21 protein-coding genes and 1 pseudogene are annotated in these 18907 nt (G+C 64.4%); 10 read left to right on the forward strand and 12 right to left on the reverse strand.

Annotated elements, in window-relative coordinates; genetic code table 11:
* Nucleotides 1-239 precede the first annotated feature (239 nt).
* Nucleotides 240-449: pseudogene (locus IOC69_RS03845) on the reverse strand (transposase); the annotation flags it as partial.
* A gap of 48 nt (nucleotides 450-497) precedes the next feature.
* Nucleotides 498-803, reverse strand: a complete 306-nt coding sequence (locus tag IOC69_RS03850; RefSeq protein WP_290542210.1) for a hypothetical protein — start codon at nucleotides 801-803, stop codon at nucleotides 498-500.
* A gap of 162 nt (nucleotides 804-965) precedes the next feature.
* Between IOC69_RS03850 and ccrA the strand changes: the two genes are divergently transcribed.
* A complete protein-coding gene (gene ccrA, locus IOC69_RS03855) occupies nucleotides 966-2255 on the forward strand; it encodes a crotonyl-CoA carboxylase/reductase (protein WP_290542211.1) in 1290 nt (429 codons plus the stop codon).
* A 41-nt stretch (nucleotides 2256-2296) separates the two neighbouring features.
* Here ccrA and IOC69_RS03860 read toward each other — a convergent pair whose 3' ends face one another.
* Both IOC69_RS03860 and IOC69_RS03865 read right to left on the reverse strand, forming a co-directional pair.
* On the reverse strand, nucleotides 2297-3184 hold the full coding sequence (locus tag IOC69_RS03860; RefSeq protein ID WP_290542212.1) for a YihY/virulence factor BrkB family protein: 888 nt from the start codon (nucleotides 3182-3184) through the stop codon (nucleotides 2297-2299).
* Nucleotides 3185-3211: 27 nt separating this feature from the next.
* Nucleotides 3212-3943, reverse strand: a complete 732-nt coding sequence (locus tag IOC69_RS03865) for a tellurite resistance TerB family protein (RefSeq protein ID WP_290542213.1) — start codon at nucleotides 3941-3943, stop codon at nucleotides 3212-3214.
* A gap of 57 nt (nucleotides 3944-4000) precedes the next feature.
* Between IOC69_RS03865 and IOC69_RS03870 the strand changes: the two genes are divergently transcribed.
* Nucleotides 4001-4972 carry an EamA family transporter gene (locus tag IOC69_RS03870; protein WP_290542214.1) on the forward strand — a complete coding sequence of 324 codons (972 nt, stop codon included), beginning with the start codon at nucleotides 4001-4003 and terminating at the stop codon, nucleotides 4970-4972.
* Here IOC69_RS03870 and IOC69_RS03875 read toward each other — a convergent pair.
* From IOC69_RS03875 to IOC69_RS03890, 4 genes are all read right to left on the reverse strand, one after another.
* Entirely contained in the window at nucleotides 4876-5223 is a 348-nt protein-coding gene (locus tag IOC69_RS03875; protein WP_290542215.1) for a YkvA family protein, read from the reverse strand. The genes IOC69_RS03870 and IOC69_RS03875 overlap by 97 nt on opposite strands.
* 58 nt (nucleotides 5224-5281) lie before the next feature.
* On the reverse strand, nucleotides 5282-5467 hold the full coding sequence (locus IOC69_RS03880; RefSeq protein WP_290542216.1) for a twin transmembrane helix small protein: 186 nt from the start codon (nucleotides 5465-5467) through the stop codon (nucleotides 5282-5284).
* An 81-nt stretch (nucleotides 5468-5548) separates the two neighbouring features.
* On the reverse strand, nucleotides 5549-6379 hold the full coding sequence (locus tag IOC69_RS03885) for an SDR family oxidoreductase (protein WP_290542217.1): 831 nt from the start codon (nucleotides 6377-6379) through the stop codon (nucleotides 5549-5551).
* Nucleotides 6376-8043, reverse strand: coding sequence for an acyl-CoA dehydrogenase family protein (locus IOC69_RS03890; RefSeq protein ID WP_290542218.1), 1668 nt, complete (start codon nucleotides 8041-8043; stop codon nucleotides 6376-6378). Before IOC69_RS03890 ends, IOC69_RS03885 begins: the two co-directional genes overlap by 4 nt.
* A gap of 158 nt (nucleotides 8044-8201) precedes the next feature.
* On the opposite strand from IOC69_RS03890, the gene IOC69_RS03895 reads away from it, so the two are divergent.
* From IOC69_RS03895 to rlmN, 3 genes are read left to right on the forward strand one after another with little or no spacing between them, the layout of a single operon-like run.
* Nucleotides 8202-8720 carry an invasion associated locus B family protein gene (locus IOC69_RS03895; RefSeq protein ID WP_290542219.1) on the forward strand — a complete coding sequence of 173 codons (519 nt, stop codon included), beginning with the start codon at nucleotides 8202-8204 and terminating at the stop codon, nucleotides 8718-8720.
* 1 nt (nucleotide 8721) lies between these two features.
* The gene (locus IOC69_RS03900) at nucleotides 8722-9462 is read left to right on the forward strand and encodes a phosphodiester glycosidase family protein (RefSeq protein WP_290542220.1); all 741 of its coding nucleotides are present in this window, start codon (nucleotides 8722-8724) and stop codon (nucleotides 9460-9462) included.
* 60 nt (nucleotides 9463-9522) lie between these two features.
* Nucleotides 9523-10707, forward strand: coding sequence for a 23S rRNA (adenine(2503)-C(2))-methyltransferase RlmN (gene rlmN / locus IOC69_RS03905; RefSeq protein WP_290542221.1), 1185 nt, complete (start codon nucleotides 9523-9525; stop codon nucleotides 10705-10707).
* Here the strand turns inward: rlmN and IOC69_RS03910 are convergent.
* Both IOC69_RS03910 and IOC69_RS03915 read right to left on the reverse strand, forming a co-directional pair.
* Nucleotides 10699-11316, reverse strand: coding sequence for a Fic family protein (locus tag IOC69_RS03910; protein ID WP_290542222.1), 618 nt, complete (start codon nucleotides 11314-11316; stop codon nucleotides 10699-10701). The two genes, rlmN and IOC69_RS03910, sit on opposite strands and share 9 nt — an antisense overlap.
* Before the next feature lie 66 nt (nucleotides 11317-11382).
* Nucleotides 11383-11553 carry a hypothetical protein gene (locus IOC69_RS03915; RefSeq protein ID WP_290542223.1) on the reverse strand — a complete coding sequence of 57 codons (171 nt, stop codon included), beginning with the start codon at nucleotides 11551-11553 and terminating at the stop codon, nucleotides 11383-11385.
* Nucleotides 11554-11904: 351 nt separating this feature from the next.
* Here IOC69_RS03915 and IOC69_RS03920 point away from each other — a divergent pair, with 351 nt between their 5' ends.
* Both IOC69_RS03920 and rbsK read left to right on the forward strand, forming a co-directional pair.
* Nucleotides 11905-13125, forward strand: a complete 1221-nt coding sequence (locus IOC69_RS03920) for an argininosuccinate synthase (protein WP_290542224.1) — start codon at nucleotides 11905-11907, stop codon at nucleotides 13123-13125.
* Between the two features lie 14 nt (nucleotides 13126-13139).
* The gene (gene rbsK, locus IOC69_RS03925) at nucleotides 13140-14054 is read left to right on the forward strand and encodes a ribokinase (RefSeq protein WP_290542225.1); all 915 of its coding nucleotides are present in this window, start codon (nucleotides 13140-13142) and stop codon (nucleotides 14052-14054) included.
* Here the strand turns inward: rbsK and IOC69_RS03930 are convergent.
* Together IOC69_RS03930 and IOC69_RS03935 are read right to left on the reverse strand one after the other, a co-directional pair.
* Nucleotides 14051-14497, reverse strand: coding sequence for a hypothetical protein (locus IOC69_RS03930; protein WP_290542226.1), 447 nt, complete (start codon nucleotides 14495-14497; stop codon nucleotides 14051-14053). The two genes, rbsK and IOC69_RS03930, sit on opposite strands and share 4 nt — an antisense overlap.
* Nucleotides 14498-14627: 130 nt before the next feature.
* Nucleotides 14628-15470, reverse strand: coding sequence for a polyphosphate kinase 2 family protein (locus IOC69_RS03935; RefSeq protein ID WP_290542227.1), 843 nt, complete (start codon nucleotides 15468-15470; stop codon nucleotides 14628-14630).
* 144 nt (nucleotides 15471-15614) lie between these two features.
* Here IOC69_RS03935 and IOC69_RS03940 point away from each other — a divergent pair, with 144 nt between their 5' ends.
* The 3 genes from IOC69_RS03940 to IOC69_RS03950 are packed head-to-tail and all read left to right on the forward strand — an operon-like array spanning nucleotide 15615 to nucleotide 18895.
* Nucleotides 15615-16346 (forward strand): TIGR00730 family Rossman fold protein, encoded by a 732-nt coding sequence (locus tag IOC69_RS03940; RefSeq protein ID WP_290542336.1) that lies wholly within the window; start codon nucleotides 15615-15617, stop codon nucleotides 16344-16346.
* Complete coding sequence (locus IOC69_RS03945) at nucleotides 16343-18010, forward strand: MBL fold metallo-hydrolase (protein WP_290542228.1); 1668 nt, start codon at nucleotides 16343-16345, stop codon at nucleotides 18008-18010. Before IOC69_RS03940 ends, IOC69_RS03945 begins: the two co-directional genes overlap by 4 nt.
* A 48-nt stretch (nucleotides 18011-18058) precedes the next feature.
* The gene (locus IOC69_RS03950) at nucleotides 18059-18895 is read left to right on the forward strand and encodes a MurR/RpiR family transcriptional regulator (protein ID WP_290542229.1); all 837 of its coding nucleotides are present in this window, start codon (nucleotides 18059-18061) and stop codon (nucleotides 18893-18895) included.
* Nucleotides 18896-18907: the final 12 nt, after the last annotated feature.

Below are 18907 nucleotides of genomic sequence, written 5' to 3' on the forward strand. Positions count from 1 at the left end.
CCTTATCAACGCTCTAACCCATATGCGATAGCCCTGCCACAAGGGGGGAGGGGCAGGGGCGGGGGGCCCAGGAGTCCAATTCTCAAAGACCTGAGCCCGGGGACCCCCACCCTTAATTCCTCCCCACAAGGGGGAGGGAAAAGCCCCCGACTCTGCATGACCGCCCGCCGCTCTAAATCGAAACCTGCTCCAGGCACATGACCCATGAGGCGTCGGCGGCTCGCCGGAACCGTCCTTGCCTGCATCAGGCGCTCCCGGTTCCTGGAAAACCTTGTAGCACCCCAGACGGCGGCGTCAGCCGAGAGCCCGGCAAACCATCGGTAAAGCAAGTTATCGTAGACCTGCTCCATCAGCTGGCGCTCCGGGCGAAGCGTGAAGAATGCCCGCAGCGGAGATGCCTTCAACAGCTGCGCAGGCGGGATCGAGGGACGGCCCGTGTGCGAATAGAGCCTGGAGCATGATCCGCAAAAAGTGGAACCGCTTCTGGAGATCAGTCTCTAGTCGTTATCGTTCTTCGGAAACAGGATCAGAAACACAAGCGCGGCGGCCAAAATGCCGACGATCGACATGAAGACCGGCCTGACGTAAAGCCGGTTCAGGTGTATGTCGAAATTGGCGGTCAGGACATTACCGAGATAGGCCCCGGCGAACAGGATCACGAAGCTGACCACCAGCATAATCACCCCCTGCCAGCGCATGAACACCGCCAGGATCACTGTTCCGAAGATCGAACAGACAAACGCCACCGGTACGACCGTCGGCGGGAGCACCACGCTGTTCCACCATTCAAGGAGATCCGCCATGCTGAGTGTCTCATTGTGAGTCGGATGATGGTTATGTCCTGAACACCTTGTGTCAAGGTGGTTGGTCATTGGATAAACAGATTCACACCCCTCCTTTTGTTGCGGTGCGGGACGGTCCTTCCTGGGGTATTCTTGGCAGCATTGTTTTAGGGAGACGACGACATGAGTTCCGCCGCCAAGACTGCCCCCGCAAACGGCAATGCCCCGGTGAAGGATCTCTATGAGGTTGGCGAAGTCCCGCCGCCTGGCCATGTGCCGGCCAGGATGTATGCCTGGTGCATCCGCCAGGACCGTCATGGCCCGCCCGACGGCGCCATGCAGGTCGAGGTCGTCCCCACCTGGAAGATCGGCGAGGACGAGTGCCTGGTCTTCGTGCTGGCGGCCGGCGTCAACTACAACGGCGTCTGGGCGGCATTGGGCAGGCCCATCTCGCCCATTGACGGCCACAAGAACCCTTTCCACATCGCGGGCTCGGATGCCTCAGGCATCGTCTGGGCAGTGGGCTCCAAGGTGAAGCGCTGGAAGGTGGGCGACGAGGTCGTGATCCACTGTAATCAGGATGACGGCGACGACGAGGAGTGCAACGGCGGCGACCCGATGTTCTCCAACTCCCAGCGCATCTGGGGTTACGAGACGCCGGACGGCTCATTCGCGCAGTTCACCCGCGTGCAGGCCCGTCAGCTGCTGCCGAAGCCCAGGCACCTCTCATGGGAAGAGGCCGCCTGCTACACTCTCACGCTGGCCACCGCCTACCGCATGCTGTTTGGCCACCGCCCGCATGTGCTGAGTGCGGGGCAGAATGTCCTGGTCTGGGGAGCTTCCGGCGGCCTGGGCTCCATGGCGATCCAGCTCGCGGCCACCACGGGTGCGAACGCCATCGGCGTCATCTCGGAGGACGACAAGACGGATTTCGTCATGCAGCTCGGCGCCAGGGGCGTCATCAATCGCAAGACGTTCAATTGCTGGGGCCAGATGCCCGCGGTGGGCACGCCGGAATACAATGACTGGCTCAAGAATGCGCGGGAGTTCGGCAAGGCCATCTGGCATTTCACCGGCAAGGGCAACAATGTCGATATGGTGGTGGAACACCCGGGCGAGGCCACCTTCCCCGTCTCGGTGCTGATGACGAGGCGCGGCGGCATGATCGTTATCTGCGCCGGCACCACGGGTTTCAACCTCACCATGGATGCGCGCTATCTGTGGATGCACCAGAAGCGCGTGCAGGGTTCGCATTTCGCCAATCTCATGCAGGCATCGGCCGCCAACAGGCTGGTGATGGCGCGCCGCATCGACCCCTGCATGTCGGAGGTCCATGGCTGGGCCGATATTCCGAAGGCCCACATGAAAATGTGGAGGAACGAGCATCGCCCCGGCAACATGGCCGTGCTTGTGTCCGCGCCGGCGGCGGGGCTCAAAACCCTCGACGACGCGGTCGAGGCATCGGGTGCGTGAACTGGGCCTCTCCCGCTCCCTCGGCGGCAGCCGGCGGCGTGCTATAACTCCGCGTCGCCGCGTTCCCTGAAGCGCTGCATGCGCATGATCCGGCGCACCTCGAGCACGCGGTTCACCTCGCCGCCGAGGATCAGCACCAGCGCCGCGAGATAGACGAAGAACATCGCCGTGAAGATGCCCGACAGCGAGGCATAGGTCGAGGCGAAGGTGTTGAACTTGACGAGATAGATCGAAAAGGCCGAGGACATCGCCACCCAGGCCACCACGGTGATCACCACGCCGGGCAGCACCTCCAGCACATTGTGCGCTTTGGCCGGCAGCACGCGGTGGCACAGCAGCACACCCGCCGTCAGCAGCGTGATGCCGATCGGGAAGCGCAGCTGCTCCAGGGTCACGAAGTGGCCCTTCAGGGCCGGCGCATAGACCTCGGCAAACTGGATCATCACCGGCGCGAAGACGATAAGCAGCGCGAAGATGAGGAGGAAGACCGCCGAGCCGATGATGAACAGCACGTTTTGGAAATAGAGCCACCAGATCGACCGCGTCTCGCGCAGGTCATAGGCGCGGTTGAGGCCGACACGCACGCTGTCCACCCCGCCCATGGCGCTCCAGATGGTGATCAGCGCCGAGATGGAGAGCAACCCGCTGCGCGGCACGGTGAGGATCGAGCGGATCTCCGGCACCAGGGGCTCCACCAGCCGGGCCGGGGCGACGCTGAGCAGGAAGCTGACCACACCCGCCGCCAGATCGTCGTTGCCGAAGAACCCTGCCAGCGCCGTGAGGAAGATCAGGAAGGGAAACACCGAGAACAGCGTGCGGAAGGCAATGTTGCCGGCCAGCGGAATGGCCTCGTCGGCGAACAGCCGGTAGAAGCTTTCGCGCACCAGCTGGGCGAGCGTTGGTCCCTGGTCATCGGGCTTGACCGTCATGGCCGCTCAATAGCGCATGGCGGCGGGTCAGGCCATCATCTTCGCGGCTTCCTTCTCGACTGCCGCCCTCAGTCCGGGCTCCAGCTTCAGCCGCGACGCCAGCATGGCGAGATAGGCCTGTTCCGCCGGGTCGTCCGGGTCGATGGCAAGGACCGAGGCGGCATAGATCTCGACCGCCAGTTCCGGCGTCTCCGCCGCCCTCACCACCGCGTCGATATCGAGCGGCTTCCTCAGTTCGTCGATGATGAAGGCCTTCTCTTCCGTGTCAAGGTCAAGCTCGTCGAGCTTGGCGAAGATGCGCCGGTGCTCTTCCGCATCGATGTGGCCATCGGCCTTCGCGGCGGAAATCATGGCGCGCAGGATGGCGAGGCTCATGCCGTCGCGCTCGGCGCTTGCCGCCGGCAGGAAGCGGGTGCCCTCCGGCTTCGGCGTCACGTCCTTCATCGGCGGCGGCGCTTCGGCGGCCGGCGCCTGCTGCGAACTGCGCCATGACTCGTAAGCCTTGTAGGCGAGCCCGGCGAGGGCCGCCGTGCCGCCCAGCTTCACCGCACCCCTGGCCAGTTTCTTCGAGGTCTTTCCGCCCAGCAGGACGCCGGCGAGGCCGCCCGCCACGCCGCCCGCCACGCCGCCCGTCGCCAGCCCCTTCATGAAATCGGGCGACAGGCCGCCCGCCGCCCTGCCATCCTTGCCATCCTTGCCCGGTGTGCCGCCCCGGCCGCCGCCGAGGAACTGCTCCAGAAGTTTCTGCGGATCGAACATGTCTGCTCCTTGAATTAACCGTTTCGCCCCGCCGCCCAAATCAGGGCAAATGGCGCCATGACGCACGCAACGCCCGCCACCCGCGCCCTGATTGCCGCGGCGCCTGTCCTGTTCGTCCTCATGTGGGCAACGGGCTTCGTGGTTGCAAGGCTGTCCGCGCCACATGCCGGCCCGCTCACCTTCCTCACCATCCGCTTTCCCATCGCCGGGGTGATCTTCGCCGCCATTGCTGTGGCGCTGCATGCCCCGTGGCCGGGCCGCGCCCAGGCCTTCCATGCCACGGTGGCCGGGGCCTTCCTGCATGGCGGCTATCTGGGGCCCGTCTACTGGGCGGTGGCGCACGGCATGCCGGCGGGTGTTTCGGCCTTGATCGTCGGGTTGCAGCCGCTGATGACGGCGATCCTCGCCTCCTGGATTGTGAAGGAGAAGATCGCACTGCGCCACTGGGTGGGCCTGCTCATCGGCATTCTCGGCGTGGCGCTGGTCGTTTCGCCGAAATTGCAGGCGGGCTTTGCAGGCGGCATCACGCCGGTGACCGTGGCGGTCAATGTGCTGGGCGCGCTGTCGATCTCCTTCGGCACGGTCTACCAGAAGCGCTTTGCAACCGCCCTGAACCTCGCGAGCGGAGGCGCCTGGCAATATGTGGGTGCCACACTCGCGGTGGCCATCCCCGCCGTGCTGATGGAACAGATGCGCTTCGACGGCAGCTTCAATGCGTGGTTTGCGCTCGGCTGGTCCGTCATCGTCCTGTCGCTTGGCGCCATTACGCTGCTCATGCTGTTGATTCGAGCTGGGCGACGTGGGCCGGGTGGCGAGCCTCATCTTCCTCGTCTCCGGCGTCTCTGCGCTGATGGCCTATGCTCTGTTCGGGGAAACCCTCACGCCGGTGCAGATTCTCGGCATGGCCGTCTGCGCCGGCGCTGTCATCATCGTCACGCGGAAATGGGTGCGCCGGCCCTGATGCGGGCGATGGTTTCGCGGGCGCGGCGGCGGTGCTCTTCCGTTACGTGGTTGCGCACAATGTTATAGGCGGCGAGCAGCACCGCCATGTCGTCGGTGAAGCCCAGCCCCAGCACAACGTCCGGCAGGGCGTCGACCGGCAGGATGAAATAGGCCAGCGCGCCAATCAGGATGCCCCTGGCCTTCAGCGGCGTTGCCCGGTCGAGGGCGGCGTAATAGGCCGCCACCAGCTCATCGGCCAGCGGCACCCGCGCCAGAACGCGGGCGAGTTTGGGGAAGAATTTCTGCTTCACCGCGAATTCGTCAGCCGTCACAGCCATCGCATTGCCTCCGCCAGCCGGGGAGAGACGTGGGAAGGCGGGGGCCGGAATTCAAGCGCTACCGGTGGGTGACGTAGAAGGCGGCCATGAGGATGACGATGGCCACGGCCTGCAAACCCACACGCCAGCGCATGAGCTTTTGCGAGGTGCTGGACGAGCCGCCCCGGAACATGTTGGCCAGGCCCAGCAGCAGCACCACCGCCACCGCCGCCGTCGCAACATAGCTCAGATATTGGAAGAACACGTCCTGCTCCGGATTTCCCTTCTGCGCCAACCCATGAGCCGGACGGTGGTTCCCGTCAAGGCGGCATTGCGCGCGCGGGGGCTATTGGTCCGACGCCTTGTCGAGCACATGGTCCAGCACCCGCTGCGGCAGGATGCGCCGGGCGATCGCCATATAGTGCGTTGGTTTCGTCACGTAGTAGCGCGCACGCGGCCTTGGCGCCTCCACGGCCTGGACGAGTTTCTCCAGCACCGCCTCCGGCCCCAGCTTGTAGCGAGCGGACCCGCCGCGGCCGAGCCGGGCGCGCTGACTGGCATAGGCCTCCTTGTAATGCGACGACGCCTCGTCGATGTTCTGCTCGAAATTCTTCAGCGAGGTTTCGACGAAGTTGCTGGCGATCGGCCCCGGCTCGATCAGCGAGACGAAAATGCCGGAGCCGCGCAGTTCAAGCCGCATGGTGTCCGACAAGGCCTCGATGGCGAATTTCGAGGCGTTATAGGCGCCGCGCCATTTCAGCGCCACGAGGCCAAGGACGGAGGAGCACTGCACGATGCGCCCTCCGCCATTGGCCCGCATCAGGGCCAGGCAGTCGCGCGTCAGCTGGTGCCAGCCGAAGACATTGCAAGCGAATTGCCGCTCCAGAACCTCGCGCCGCAAATCCTCCACCGCGCCCGGCTGCCCGAAGGCGCCATTGTTGAAAAGCGCGTCGAGCCTGCCGCCGGTGCGCATTGATACCTCAATCGCACAAGCCGTCACCGAGGCGGGCTCCGCATAATCGAGATAAATGGCCTCAACGCCTTCCGCCTCGAGACGCGCCAGATCGCCTGGCTTTCGCGCCGTCGCGAAGACCCGCCAGCCGCGGGCCTTCATGCCGAGCGCGCAGGTCCAGCCGATGCCGGTGGAACAGCCGGTGATGAGGATGCCGCGGGTCAATTACCGCCTTCCAGCAGCCGCCGCGCGATCACTTGCGCCTGGATTTCCGCGGCACCCTCGAAGATGTTGAGGATCCTCGCATCGCACAGCACGCGGCTGATCTGATACTCCAGAGCAAAACCATTGCCGCCGTGAATCTGCAGCGCATTGTCGGCCGCCGCCCAGGCGACGCGCGCGCCCAGAAGTTTCGCCATGCCGGCCTCAAGGTCGCAACGCCGGCCCGCATCCTTTTCGCGCGCCGCGAAGAGGGTGAGCTGGCGGGCCGCCATCACCTCCGCCGCCATCAGCGCCAGCTTGTCGGCAATGCGCGGGAAACTGACGATCGGCCTGCCGAACTGCGAGCGGTCCTGGGCATATTTGAGGCCGAGGTCGAGGGCGCTCTGCGCCACGCCAACGGCGCGCGCCGCGGTCTGGATGCGCGCGGCCTCAAAGGTCTGCATCAGCTGCTTGAAGCCCTGGCCCTCGATGCCGCCCAGCAGATTTCCGGCCTTCACCTCGAAGTCCTCGAAGCGGATCTCGTATTCCTTCATGCCGCGATAGCCGAGCACCCCGATCTCGCCGCCGGTCATGCCCCTGGCGGGGAAAGGATTCTCATCGCTTCCCCGCGGTTTTTCTGCGAGGAACATGGAGAGGCCCCTGTAGCCCGTCTCGTCCGGGTTGGTGCGCGCCAGCAGCGTCATCACGTCGGCGCGCACCGGGTGGGTGATCCACGTCTTGTTGCCGGTCACCTTGTAGACATCGCCATCGCGCACCGCGCGGGTGCGCAGGCTGCCCAAGTCGGAACCGGTGTTGGGTTCGGTGAACACCGCGGCGGGCAGTATCTCTCCGCTCGCGATCTTCGGCAGCCAGTGTTCCTTCTGCTCCCTGGTTCCGCCACACAGGATCAGCTCGCAGGCGATCTCCGCCCTTGTGCCGAGGGAGCCAACCGCGATCCAGCCGCGCGAGAGTTCTTCTGAAACCACGCACATCGATTCCCTGGAAAGGCCCAGTCCGCCATATTCCTCGGGCAGCGTCAGCGCGAAGACGCCGAGCCCGGCGAGTTCCTGCACGATTTCCATCGGCACATAGGCATTGTCGAGGTGCCACTGGTGGGCATGGGGCGCCACCCTGGTCTCGATGAAGCGGCGCATCGTCTCGCGCATTTCGTTGAGCGTCCCGTCGAGGCCGGAGGAGCCGAAATTGCCTTCGGTGAAAAGCTCCACCAGCCGGCGCCGCGCCGCCGCCGTGTTGCCGCGCCCGGCCAGCACCAGGTCATGGAGCCCCGCCGTCTCGCCGCGCGTCAGGCCCAGCTCGGCCAAACGCAGGAACTCGCCCTGGTTCATCGGAATGCCGCCGGCGGCCTGGTTCACATATTCGCCCGCCGCGATCTGGATGGTCAGCTGCTCGGTCTCGCCGAGCTTGCCTTCGGCGTCCAGCCGCGCGGCGAAATTGGCGAGTTCGCGCAGCGTCGCGGCATAGGTGGCAAGCCAGGCGAGACCGTGCGCCGCATGCTGCTCCTCGTCCAGAAGGTGCTGACTGATCTTGCCCCCCGGCATCACCCGGGCCGCGAGGCGGGCCTTGGCCTTGGCGAGAATGGTCTCCACGGCGGTCGCCGCCTGGTCGGTGTGGCTCACCAGATGGGCCACGCAAACCGTTGAGGACGCTTCGCTTTCCACTGCCGCCATGATCGAAATCCCTTACAAATGATCGGAAACGCTAGCCCAATCCCTGTTGCGCTGCAATAATCCATCCGGCCAGCCTCCTGCCGACACATTGACCGCCAAAATTGGGCCGAAATCGTCCACCATTGGATTTTCGCTTCGGCCAGGATTAAGGTTTACGGATGAATCAGTTTCGGCGCACAGGTGTCCTCGGGATCACCTTCCTCACCCTCACCGCGGGCCTCGCTTGCGCGGAGAACGAACCCAGGCAGATCGGCGACTTCCAGGACTGGACAGCCTACAGCTATGACGCCGCCGACTCCAAGGTCTGCTATGTCTCCTCGACTCCCAGGGCGACCGAGCCCAAGGGCGTCAAGCGCGATCCGGCCTTCTTCCTCGTCACCAACATGCCGGGCCGCAAGCCGCCGGTGAGGGGCGAGGTCTCCACCATCATCGGCTACCCCTTCAAGGAGGGCGAGCCCGTCAGGCTCACGATCGACGGCCAGGCCTATGAAATGTTCTCCAAGGGTGACACCGCCTGGGTCGATACCGGCAGCGACAAGAAGATCGTCGCCGCCATGAAAGGTGGCAAGTCGCTCAAGGTGAAGGGCACCTCCTCGCGCGGCAAGACCACGGAAGACACCTATTCGCTGCAGGGCATTTCGGCAGCGCTCGCCGCCATCGACAAGGCCTGCAAGTAGCATGGCCGGAGCCCTCAGGCTCTGGCTCCTGCTGCTTGCAGTGCTCATCGGGGCGGCGCGGGCCGAGGCCACCTGCACCGCGGAAAGCTTCGAAGGCAATGACTATACCGTCTGCCGCTTCGACCTGCGGCAGGACCGCCTCCGGCTCTTCAGCCTCGACGACAACGGGGCGCCCTATGGTTCCTTCGCCAGCCTGCGGCTGTCGCTGGAGGCGAAAGGCGAGACGCTCGCCTTCGGCATGAACGCCGGCATGTATGGCGAGGACCTGAAGCCCATCGGCCTCTATATCGAGAACGGCAAGCTGCTGCGCAAGCTGAACCGCCGCGACGGCCCGGGCAACTTCCACATGAAGCCCAATGGCGTGTTCTTCATCGACGGAGACACGGGCGGCGTGATGGAGACGGAGGCCTTCGCCGCGTCCGGAGTCAAGCCGCAATTCGCCAGCCAGTCCGGCCCCATGCTGGTGGTCGATGGCCAGATCCACCCCAGGTTCTCGCCCGCGGGCACATCGCTTCAGCGCCGGAACGGCGTCGGCGCAGCCGACGGCCACACGCTGATCTTTGTCATCAGCGAGGACTGGGTGAACTTCCATTCCTTCGCCCGCCTGTTCAGGGACAGGCTCAACTGCCCCAACGCGCTCTTCCTCGATGGCTCGATCTCCAGCCTGCACGCCCCGGAGTTGGGGCGGAGTGACGGTTTTGCCCCGCTGGGGCCCATCGTGGCGCTGGTCAAAGGGTCCTGAAGCCCTCATTTCAGGGGATCTCTCGCATTTCCGCCCGGTTTCATGCTATGGGCCCGGTTCATGACCACGCTGCTTTCAACCGTTGACGTCGCCCCGCGCTATATCCCCAATGATCCGCGCCCCTCGCTCATCGGGCTGACGCGGCAAGGCCTTGCGGATGCCATGGGCCGCGCCGGCGTGCCGGAAAAGCAGCGCCGCATGCGGGCCGGCCAGGTGTGGCACTGGCTCTATCACCGCGGTGTGCAGTCCTTCGCCGGGATGACCAACATCGCCAGGGACCTGCGCCAGCGCCTCGACGGGGAATTCGTCATCGGCCGGCCGGAGATCGTCACCGAGCAGACCTCGACCGACGGCACGAAGAAGTGGCTCCTGCGTCTGGCCCCCGATGAGCGCGGCGCCCGCCACGAAGTCGAGATGGTCTATATCCCGGAGGAAGACCGCGGCACGCTCTGCATCTCATCGCAGGTGGGCTGCACGCTCACCTGCGCCTTCTGCCACACCGGCACGCAGAAGCTCGTGCGCAACCTCACCGCGGGCGAGATCGTGGCGCAGGTGATGACGGCGCGCGACCGCGTGAAGGACTGGCCGCAGGACATCGAGGCCAACCCCGCCCCGCCGCTCGCCGGCCGCAACATCACCAATGTCGTGCTCATGGGCATGGGCGAGCCGCTCTATAATTTCGACAACGTCAGGGACGCGATGGACATCGTCTCGGACGGCGAGGGCATTTCGCTGTCGAAACGGAGGATCACGCTCTCGACCTCCGGTGTCGTTCCGGAAATCGCGCGCGCCGGCGAAGAGATCGGAACCATGCTGGCGATCTCGCTCCATGCCACCACCGACGAGGTCCGCGACAAGCTCGTGCCCTTGAACAGGAAGTATCCGATCAAGGACCTGCTCGCCGCCTGCCGCGCCTATCCCGGCCTTTCCAATGCGCGGCGCATCACCTTCGAATATGTGATGCTGAAGGGTGTGAACGATACACCTGCCGATGCCAGGCGCCTGGTGCAGCTCTTGAAGGGCATTCCCGCCAAGGTGAATTTGATCCCCTTCAACCCCTGGCCCGGCACGCAATACGAGTGCTCGGAGTGGGACACGATCGAGGTCTTCGCTGAAATTCTCAACCGTGCCGGCTATGCTTCCCCCGTCCGCACCCCGCGCGGCCGCGACATCATGGCCGCCTGCGGCCAGCTGAAGAGCGAGAGCCAGAAGCTGCGGGCCAAGGAACGCCTTGGCCTAAGTTAACTCTTTGCCTGATGCCGAACTTATAACCGAGAGAAGCTGCTTGGCGAGCATGTTCATGAGCAACTCTTCCATCACATCCAAGTTCAACTGCTCACCGTTTCTCCAAGCCTCATCGGCATCTTCCAGTGCAGCGAAGTAAGCCTTTCGATCTTTTTGGATCTGTTCGGGAATTGTTGGCACGCCAGGCAGCACGTATCCTGTCACTATAGAGAGCACTATGTAAGACAGAACTCTGCTGGTTCTCCCATTGCCGTCGGCAAATGGATGGATCCAGTTATGTCTCCACATCACGTATGCAGCCAAATGAAACGCTGTTTGGACGTGAAGGTTGTCGTTCACATACTCGCACATTTCGGTCACCAATCCCTCAACGAGGTGTGCCGGGGGAGGCTGATGAGCGCTTCCTTCTATCCTGACTGGAGTTCTTCGCCATTCCCCAGGATTAGACTGTATGCCTTGAACGGCAATCTTCTGCAGTTGGAGAATGAGCCCAGGACGCAATGCAAAGGGCCTGCCGGGTTCCAGATAGTAGCGAATGACCTCAGTGCCTTCTTCGAGTTGCCTGAACCCGTTTTCAGCTTCTCGTTTCGCTGCTTCTTCGTCGTTCATTCTCGGCCCAACAAAAAAAGCCACACCCAGAGGGTGTGGCCTATCTACATATAGTTAAATCGCAATTCAAGCGCGCATGGCATCCGCAATATCATCGACCATCTTCCTTGTGATCGCGGGATTCTCAAAAGCGGTGTTGCCGTATACAAAGCTGCGACGCTGCTCTTCTTGCTGCGCTTCCGTCATTTTGACGGCCTTCGCCATCTCTATGAGTTTGGAAATACTGAGTTTTGTCATCTGTCCTTCTCCGGCAACCGGCTCTTTTCCACTATTTGTTGTCCTACCATCTAAAAGGGGTGTCAACCGTTAAGAAGATGTTAACTTTTTGCTTGTCCATCGAGAAATTCGCATTCCTCTTCGAAAGTTCCACCTCATCAGCCAGTTGGCGCCGGCCAAGGCGCATTTCGCCTTGCAATCGGACGCCGGCTTCGATGCAACCGGTGTGGGTTTGCCTGGATGATCTCCTCCCACTGTGGAGAAGGATTATCGAACCCATTTTCCGGCATGCACCGCCTATCAGCCCTCCAGTTGCGGCCAGCGCATCTGACGTGATAGGTGGCGCACAGCCAATTCCAATGGGTGCGCTCCATGTCCAGGCAGAAAGTGAAGAAAGTGGTGCTCGCCTATTCCGGCGGCCTCGACACCTCGATCATCCTCAGGTGGCTGCAGACGGAATATGGGGCCGAGGTCGTGACGTTCACCGCCGATCTGGGCCAGGGCGGCGAGCTTGAGCCCGCCCGCGAGAAGGCCCTGATGCTGGGCATCAAGGACATCTATATCGAAGACCTGCGCGAGGAATTCGTCAGGGACTTCGTCTTCCCCATGTTCCGCGCCAATGCCGTCTATGAGGGCGTCTACCTGCTCGGCACGTCGATTGCCCGCCCGCTCATCGCCAAGCGCCTGATCGAAATCGCGCAGGAGACGGGCGCCGACGCCATCGCCCACGGCGCCACCGGCAAGGGCAATGACCAGGTGCGCTTCGAACTCACGGCTTACGCGCTGAACCCGGACATCAAGGTCATCGCCCCCTGGCGCGAATGGAATTTCAGGAGCCGCACCGACCTGATCGACTTCGCCGAAACCCACCAGATCCCCGTCGCCAGGGACAAGCGCGGCGATGCGCCCTTCTCGGTCGACGCCAACCTGCTGCACTCCTCCTCCGAGGGCAAGGTGCTGGAAGACCCGTGGGTGGAGCCGCCGCCTTATGTCTACCAGCGCACCATCGCGCCGGAGGATGCGCCCGACAGGGCAACCACCATCGAAATCGAATTCCTCAAGGGAGACCCCGTCGCGATCGACGGCAAGAAGATGCCGCCCGCCGCGATCCTCGCCGAACTCAACCGTCTGGGCCATGACAATGGCATCGGCAGGCTCGATCTCGTCGAGAACCGCTTCGTCGGCATGAAGTCGCGCGGCGTCTATGAAACGCCCGGGGGCACGATTCTGCTCGCCGCGCACCGCGCCATCGAGTCGATCACGCTCGACCGCGAGGCGGCACACCTGAAGGACAGCTTCATTCCGAAATATGCCGAGCTTGTTTATTACGGTTTCTGGTTCTCGCCGGAGCGCGAGATGCTGCAGGCGGCAATCGACAGGAGCCAGGAGCATGTCGAGGGCACGGTGCGCTTGAAGCTCTACAAGGGCAACGTCATCGTCACCGGCCGCAGGAGCCCGAAGTCGCTCTACAGCGACGCCCTCGTCACCTTCGAGGATGACCGCGGCGCCTATGACCAGAAGGACGCCGCCGGCTTCATCCGCCTCAACGCGCTCAGACTCCGCACGCTGGCGGCAAGGAAGCGCAACACCTGAACAGGGAGGTCGTTATGACCATCGCCGTTGTCGGCAGCATCAACATGGACGTGACGGCCTACATGTATCGCCTGCCGAAGCCGGGCGAAACGCTGCACGGCAAGGACTATATCGTGGGCCTTGGCGGCAAGGGCGCCAATCAGGCGGTGGCGGCAACGAAGCTCGGCAGCGATGTGGCCTTCATCGGCCGCATCGGGGCCGATGATTTCGGCAAGAGCGCGGAACGCGCGCTGAAATACTACGGCCTCGATCTCTCGCTCATCGCCAAGGACCATGACGGCGCCACCGGCATCGCCATCATCAATGTCGGCGAGGGCGGGGAAAACTACATCTCCGTCATCGCAGGCAGCAACTTCCACGTCGATGTCAGCGATGTCGAAATGGGCCGCGCCGCGCTGGAACAGGCGAAGGTCCTGCTTCTCCAGCTCGAAGTGCCGCTCGAAGCCTCGCTCGCCGCCGCGGCCATCGTGCGGGCGCACGGCGGCACGGTGATCCTCGATCCCGCGCCGGCGAAGGACCTCGACCCCTCGGTGCTCCGGGCCATCGACATCATCACCCCCAATGAAGCCGAGGCGGGCCAGCTGCTCGGCTGGCAGCCGCGGACGCCCGAAGAGGGCCTTAGGGCCGCGAAGGAACTCCGCGCGCGCGGCGTCGCCACCGCCGTCGTCAAGCTCGGCGGCAAGGGCCTCGCCGTCGCTGGCGAGGGCATCGAGAAGACCCTCCCCGCCTTCAAGGTGACGCCCATCGACACGGTCGCGGCGGGCGACAGCTTCAACGGCGGCCTCGCGCACGCGCTCGAACAGGGGCAGGGAATCGAGATGGCGCTGCGCTACGCCGCCGCCTGCGGGGCGCTGTCCACCACCCGGATGGGCGCCGCCGAGGCTGCACCGACAAGCGCCGAGGTCGAAGCCTTCCTGTCGCGGGCTTAATCCTCTTCCCGGTAGAGCTGCTGCGACAGCGCATAGAAGATCGACGTGCTCCAAGCGAAGGCGAAGAGCCCTGTCACCGCCATGATCACTTCCAAAAGCTGCCACTTCTCCGGCAGCGTGTCATTGGCGAAGCCGACGGTGGTGTAGGTGCTGCCCGCCAGCAGCACGGCGTGGTGGGGGTTCGGCAGGATCCCCGGCCAGTAGAGAACCATCGACCAGATGAGGATCTGCGCAAGGTGCGACATCAGCAGGATGATGATGGACGCAAAGAACATCAGATGCGCCGGCCCGTTGCGATTCTGTAACGCCAGCGCCCGCAGCCGCGGCTTCAGCCGCCCCATCACAAGGGCCACCGTGCTGCCTTGAACAGCAAGGCAAATGAGCAGTGCCGCGCAGCCGATGAGCATGGCCGGTGCATTGAAGATGGTGATTGGCTGTTCCAAGATAAGCGCTCCGGTCAGGATAATCCTTCGCAGCCCCCGCTGGGAAATCGACTGTATGTTGTAAAGTCCCGGAACGGCCCATCACTCCGCAAGGGCGGCGGGCCACCCTCCACGCGCAGGCCATGGTCACTCATGCCACCTTCACCGTCTTTGGGTCCCAGCCCTCAGCCTCGGGATATTCCGGGTTCATCTCCTCCAGCGTTTCGCGCACGATGCGGGAGATGGCGGCGTTCCGCACCCAGTTGCGGTCGGCGGGGATCACATACCACGGCGCATGGCGGGTGGAGCAGCGCGACAGCGCGGCTTCATAGGCCCTCATGTAGTCGTCCCACAGCTTGCGGTCCTCGAGATCGGAGGGGTTGAACTTCCAGCGCTTTTCGGGGAGCTCGATGCGTTCGGTCAGGCGCAGGGCCTGCTCCTCCCTGGAGATGTTGAGCATGAACTTGAGAATTCTGGTGCCGTTGCCGGAGAGCATCTTCTCGAAGGCGTTGATCTCGTCGTAGCGCCGCTCGATCACGTCCGGCGGTGCGATGCCCCTCACCTTCACCACCAGAACATCCTCGTAATGCGAACGGTTGAAGATGCCGATGAAGCCGCGTGGCGGGCAGGCGGCATGCACCCGCCAGAGGTAGTCCTGCGCCAGCTCCCCGGGGTCCGGCGCCTTGAACGGCGTCACCTTCACCCCGATGGGTCCGCAATGGTTGAACACGGCGCGCACCGTGCCGTCCTTGCCGGAGCAATCGATGCCTTGCAGAATCACCAGCAGCGCGTGCTTTCCTTCGGCATAGAGCCTGTCCTGCAGCGCATCGATCGCCGCGGCGTCGCGGATGGTATCCGCCTTGGCGGCCTCCTTGTCGCTGAAGCCGTTTGCGGCGCGCGGGTCGCAGTCGGACAGTTTGAGGCTCTTGCCCGGCTTCACCATGTAGCGCTCGCCGAAGGCCCTGGGTTTTTCCGCCATCTTCCACTCCGTCACAAAACGCTCACCCTGTCACGGGCGAGGCCGAAAAGCCACCCTCGGGCCAGCCCTTGAAGCCGGGCGGTCACTGCCCTATCCCTGTGCCAAGGACGCCCGCACAGCAGGACTTTCCACCACGTGACCGATTCCAACAAGGCCCAGATGGCCGCCGCCGCCTACCGCCTTCCCGCCATGGACCAGGATTTTCTGCTGGGCGACACGACGCGGGGCCTGCGCTTCCAGCTCGAATACCAGAAGGCGGAGGAGCACCTGCGCGAATGGGGCGTGGCGACGACTGTCATCGTCTTCGGCTCGGCGCGGGTGAGGCCGGGCGAGAAGAACGGCTGGTATGACGCGGCGCGCGAATTCGCCCGCATCTGCTCCGAGGAGGGCGGCGCCAAGATCGCGCACAACGGCCCGCGCCAGAACGTGATTGCCACCGGCGGTGGCCCCGGCATCATGGAGGCGGCGAACCGCGGCGCTCATGACGCGGGCGCCCCCTCCATCGGCTTCAACATCACGCTTCCCATGGAGCAGGAGCCCAACGCCTATTCGACGCCCGATCTCACCTTCCGCTTCCACTACTTCGCGATGCGCAAGATGCATTTCGCCATCCGGGCCGCGGCGCTGGTGGTGTTCCCCGGCGGCTTCGGCACGATGGACGAGCTGTTCGAAATCCTCACGCTGCGCCAGACCGGCAAGATGGACGACAATCTGCCCGTCGTGCTGCTTGACTCCGCCTTCTGGAAGAGCCTCGTCAATTTCCGGCATTTCGCTGACACCGGCCTGGTGGCCGCGAAGGACCTCGACCTGTTCGGTTTCGCCGACACCCCGCGCCAGGCCTGGGAGCAGCTCCTCAGGCGCGGCCTCAAGGTGCCGGGAGCGAAAGCATGATCCGTCTCAAGTTCCATGGCGCGGCGCGCACCGTCACCGGCTCCTGCTACCTGATCGAAACGGAGAGAGCCAGGGTGCTGGTCGACTGCGGCATGTTCCAGGGCTCCAAGACCGAGCGCGGGCTGAACTACCGTCCCTTCCCCTTCGATGCCGCGGCGGTCTCCGCGGTGCTGCTCACCCACGCCCATATCGATCATTCGGGCCTGCTGCCGAAGCTCGTCAAGCACGGCTACAGGGGCCGCATCCACTGCACCGCCGCAACGGCCGATCTCTGCGCCATCATGCTGCCGGACTCCGGCAACATCCAGGAAATGGAAGTGAAGCAGCTGAACCAGCGCCGCTCCAGGCGCGGCCAGGACGAGGTGGAGCCGATCTATACCCAGCAGGATGCGGTGGACTGCCTTTCGCAGTTCGAAGGCCATGCCTATGAAACATGGATCGCCCCGGCCCCCGGCATCCGCGCGCGCTACTGGAATGCCGGCCACCTTCTGGGCTCCGCCTCGGTCGAGGTGGAGGTTGAGCAGCAGGGGTCAAAGCCCGTGCGCCTGCTGTTCTCGGGCGATCTCGGCCCGGACAACAAGATGCTGGAGCACGATCCGGAAGCTCCCGCCAATTTCGATTTCATCGTCTGCGAGTCGACCTATGGCGGGCGTGACCGCTTCGAGCGCAGCGAGGACGGCCGCCGCGAGATTCTGGCGCGCGAGGTGAACGGGGCGGCGGGGAAGAAGGGCGCCCTGCTCATTCCGTCCTTCGCGGTCGAACGCACGCAGGAACTGGTCACCGACCTGGTCAGGCTGATGGACGGCGGTCAGGCGCCGAGGGCCACCATTTTCATCGACAGCCCATTGGCCTCGAAGGCCACCGCCATTTTCGTCAGGCACGCGGGCGAATTGCAGCATGGCGGCGATCTCACCCGCGCCTTCACCTCGCCTTACGTGCGCATCACCGAGAGTGTGGAGGATTCCAAGGCGCTCGCCCGCTTCACCGGCTTCCGCATTATTGTCTCGGCATCGGGCATGTGCGAGGCGGGGCGCATCCGCCATCACCTCAAGAACCACCTCTGGCAGCCCTCCACCACCGTGCTGCTGGCGGGCTTCCAGGCCGAGGGCTCGCTTGGCCGCATCCTGCAGGATGGCGCGAGATCCGTCACCATCATGGGCGAGGAGATTTCGGTGAAGGCGGCGATCCGCCAGATCGGGGATTATTCCGGCCACGCCGACGGCCCGGAACTGGTGCAATGGGTGAAGGAGCGCCTGCCCGTCGGCCGCTCGATCTTCCTCACCCATGGCGAGGAGGAGGGCCAGCGCGCCCTGGCGCAAGACCTGCGCGGCCTGGGCCTGCCGCATGACTGCATCTTCATGCCCACGCTCGATTCGGTCTATGATCTCTCGGGTGAGGCTTGCGCCTTCGTGGCGGAGGATACGCATCCGCGCATCGATCCCGCCATGGTCGCCCGTTTCGACAGCCACAACGACATGGCGGAGTTGATCCTCGACATCAAGGGCACGGTGGACAAGGCCGGCGGCGAGAAGGCGCGCGCCGTCATCCTCCGCCGCCTGCGCCGCGCGCTGGCGGGCGGCGACGGCACGAGCCCGGATGCCACGCGCCGCCGTCCGCCGGTCTCCGGCCCGTCGCGCCGCAGCCGCGGCTGGGACGAGGGCTGACCCCAAAATCATTTGGAACGATTGCCCTTTCGTGAAATATTCGTTCCAATGACCGAGGACCTTTCCCCGCCACGTGACTTCGCGGCCCTCAAGGCGCTGATCGCCGGGCGCGCGCCCGCGCTGCCCAGGCGGCTCGCCCAGATCGCGTCTTTCGCGCTGGAGAACCCGGATGAGATCGCCTTCGGCACGGTGTCCTCGATCGCCGGGCAGGCGGAGGTTCAGCCCTCGACGCTGGTGCGCTTTGCCCAGGCGCTGGGCTATCAGGGCTTCTCCGACATGCAGGAGATTTTCCGCTCGCGCCTGCGCGACCGCGTCCTGAATTATGACGAGCGGCTGCGGCAGCTGCGCGAGCATGCCCAGGCGGCGTCGAAGCCCAACGTTATCCTCCGGGGCTTCTGCGAGGCCTCGGCGAAGTCGCTCGCGGCGCTTCGCGAAAAGCTCGACCCCCAGGACCTCGACCGCGCGGTGGAGCGGCTGGCGGGCGCCGAGACGCTTTACCTGATCGGCCTCAGGCGCTCCTTTCCGATTGCCGCCTACATGGCCTATGCGCTGGGCAAGCTCGGTGTGCGGGCGATCCTCGTCGATGCGGTGGGAGGCCTCGCGGCGGAGCAGATCACCTTCGCCGGACCGGGGGACGCGGTGCTGGCCATCTCCTTCACGCCCTATGCCGCGGAGACTGTGAGCCTCGCCCGTGCGGCGGCGGAGAAGGGGGTTCCGCTGGTGGCCATCACCGACAGTCCGTTTTCGCCGCTGGCCCAGATCGCCGGATTGTGGATCGAGATTTCGGAGGCCAATTTCGAGGGCTTCCGGTCGATGGCCGCAACCCTGACGCTGGCCATGACGCTGAGCGTGGCCATCGCCGGGCGGCGCGGGCGGCGGGCCTGACTTCCGCCATGA

Origin of the sequence: Aestuariivirga sp. (genome assembly GCF_020252405.1) — a bacterium.
In the GTDB taxonomy this organism is placed as follows: Bacteria; Pseudomonadota; Alphaproteobacteria; order Rhizobiales; family Aestuariivirgaceae; genus Aestuariivirga.

What these genes read in the sequence shown, in the direction of transcription:
- IOC69_RS03850 (WP_290542210.1), bottom strand. Translation starts at nt 803, where the DNA reads ATGGCGGATCTCCTTGAATGGTGGAACAGCGTGGTGCTCCCGCCGACG.
- ccrA (WP_290542211.1), top strand. Translation starts at nt 966, where the DNA reads ATGAGTTCCGCCGCCAAGACTGCCCCCGCAAACGGCAATGCCCCGGTG.
- IOC69_RS03860 (WP_290542212.1), bottom strand. Translation starts at nt 3,184, where the DNA reads ATGACGGTCAAGCCCGATGACCAGGGACCAACGCTCGCCCAGCTGGTG.
- IOC69_RS03865 (WP_290542213.1), bottom strand. Translation starts at nt 3,943, where the DNA reads ATGTTCGATCCGCAGAAACTTCTGGAGCAGTTCCTCGGCGGCGGCCGG.
- IOC69_RS03870 (WP_290542214.1), top strand. Translation starts at nt 4,001, where the DNA reads ATGACGCACGCAACGCCCGCCACCCGCGCCCTGATTGCCGCGGCGCCT.
- IOC69_RS03875 (WP_290542215.1), bottom strand. Translation starts at nt 5,223, where the DNA reads ATGGCTGTGACGGCTGACGAATTCGCGGTGAAGCAGAAATTCTTCCCC.
- IOC69_RS03890 (WP_290542218.1), bottom strand. Translation starts at nt 8,043, where the DNA reads ATGGCGGCAGTGGAAAGCGAAGCGTCCTCAACGGTTTGCGTGGCCCAT.
- IOC69_RS03895 (WP_290542219.1), top strand. Translation starts at nt 8,202, where the DNA reads ATGAATCAGTTTCGGCGCACAGGTGTCCTCGGGATCACCTTCCTCACC.
- IOC69_RS03900 (WP_290542220.1), top strand. Translation starts at nt 8,722, where the DNA reads ATGGCCGGAGCCCTCAGGCTCTGGCTCCTGCTGCTTGCAGTGCTCATC.
- rlmN (WP_290542221.1), top strand. Translation starts at nt 9,523, where the DNA reads ATGACCACGCTGCTTTCAACCGTTGACGTCGCCCCGCGCTATATCCCC.
- IOC69_RS03910 (WP_290542222.1), bottom strand. Translation starts at nt 11,316, where the DNA reads ATGAACGACGAAGAAGCAGCGAAACGAGAAGCTGAAAACGGGTTCAGG.
- IOC69_RS03915 (WP_290542223.1), bottom strand. Translation starts at nt 11,553, where the DNA reads ATGACAAAACTCAGTATTTCCAAACTCATAGAGATGGCGAAGGCCGTC.
- IOC69_RS03920 (WP_290542224.1), top strand. Translation starts at nt 11,905, where the DNA reads ATGTCCAGGCAGAAAGTGAAGAAAGTGGTGCTCGCCTATTCCGGCGGC.
- rbsK (WP_290542225.1), top strand. Translation starts at nt 13,140, where the DNA reads ATGACCATCGCCGTTGTCGGCAGCATCAACATGGACGTGACGGCCTAC.
- IOC69_RS03940 (WP_290542336.1), top strand. Translation starts at nt 15,615, where the DNA reads ATGGCCGCCGCCGCCTACCGCCTTCCCGCCATGGACCAGGATTTTCTG.
- IOC69_RS03945 (WP_290542228.1), top strand. Translation starts at nt 16,343, where the DNA reads ATGATCCGTCTCAAGTTCCATGGCGCGGCGCGCACCGTCACCGGCTCC.
- IOC69_RS03950 (WP_290542229.1), top strand. Translation starts at nt 18,059, where the DNA reads ATGACCGAGGACCTTTCCCCGCCACGTGACTTCGCGGCCCTCAAGGCG.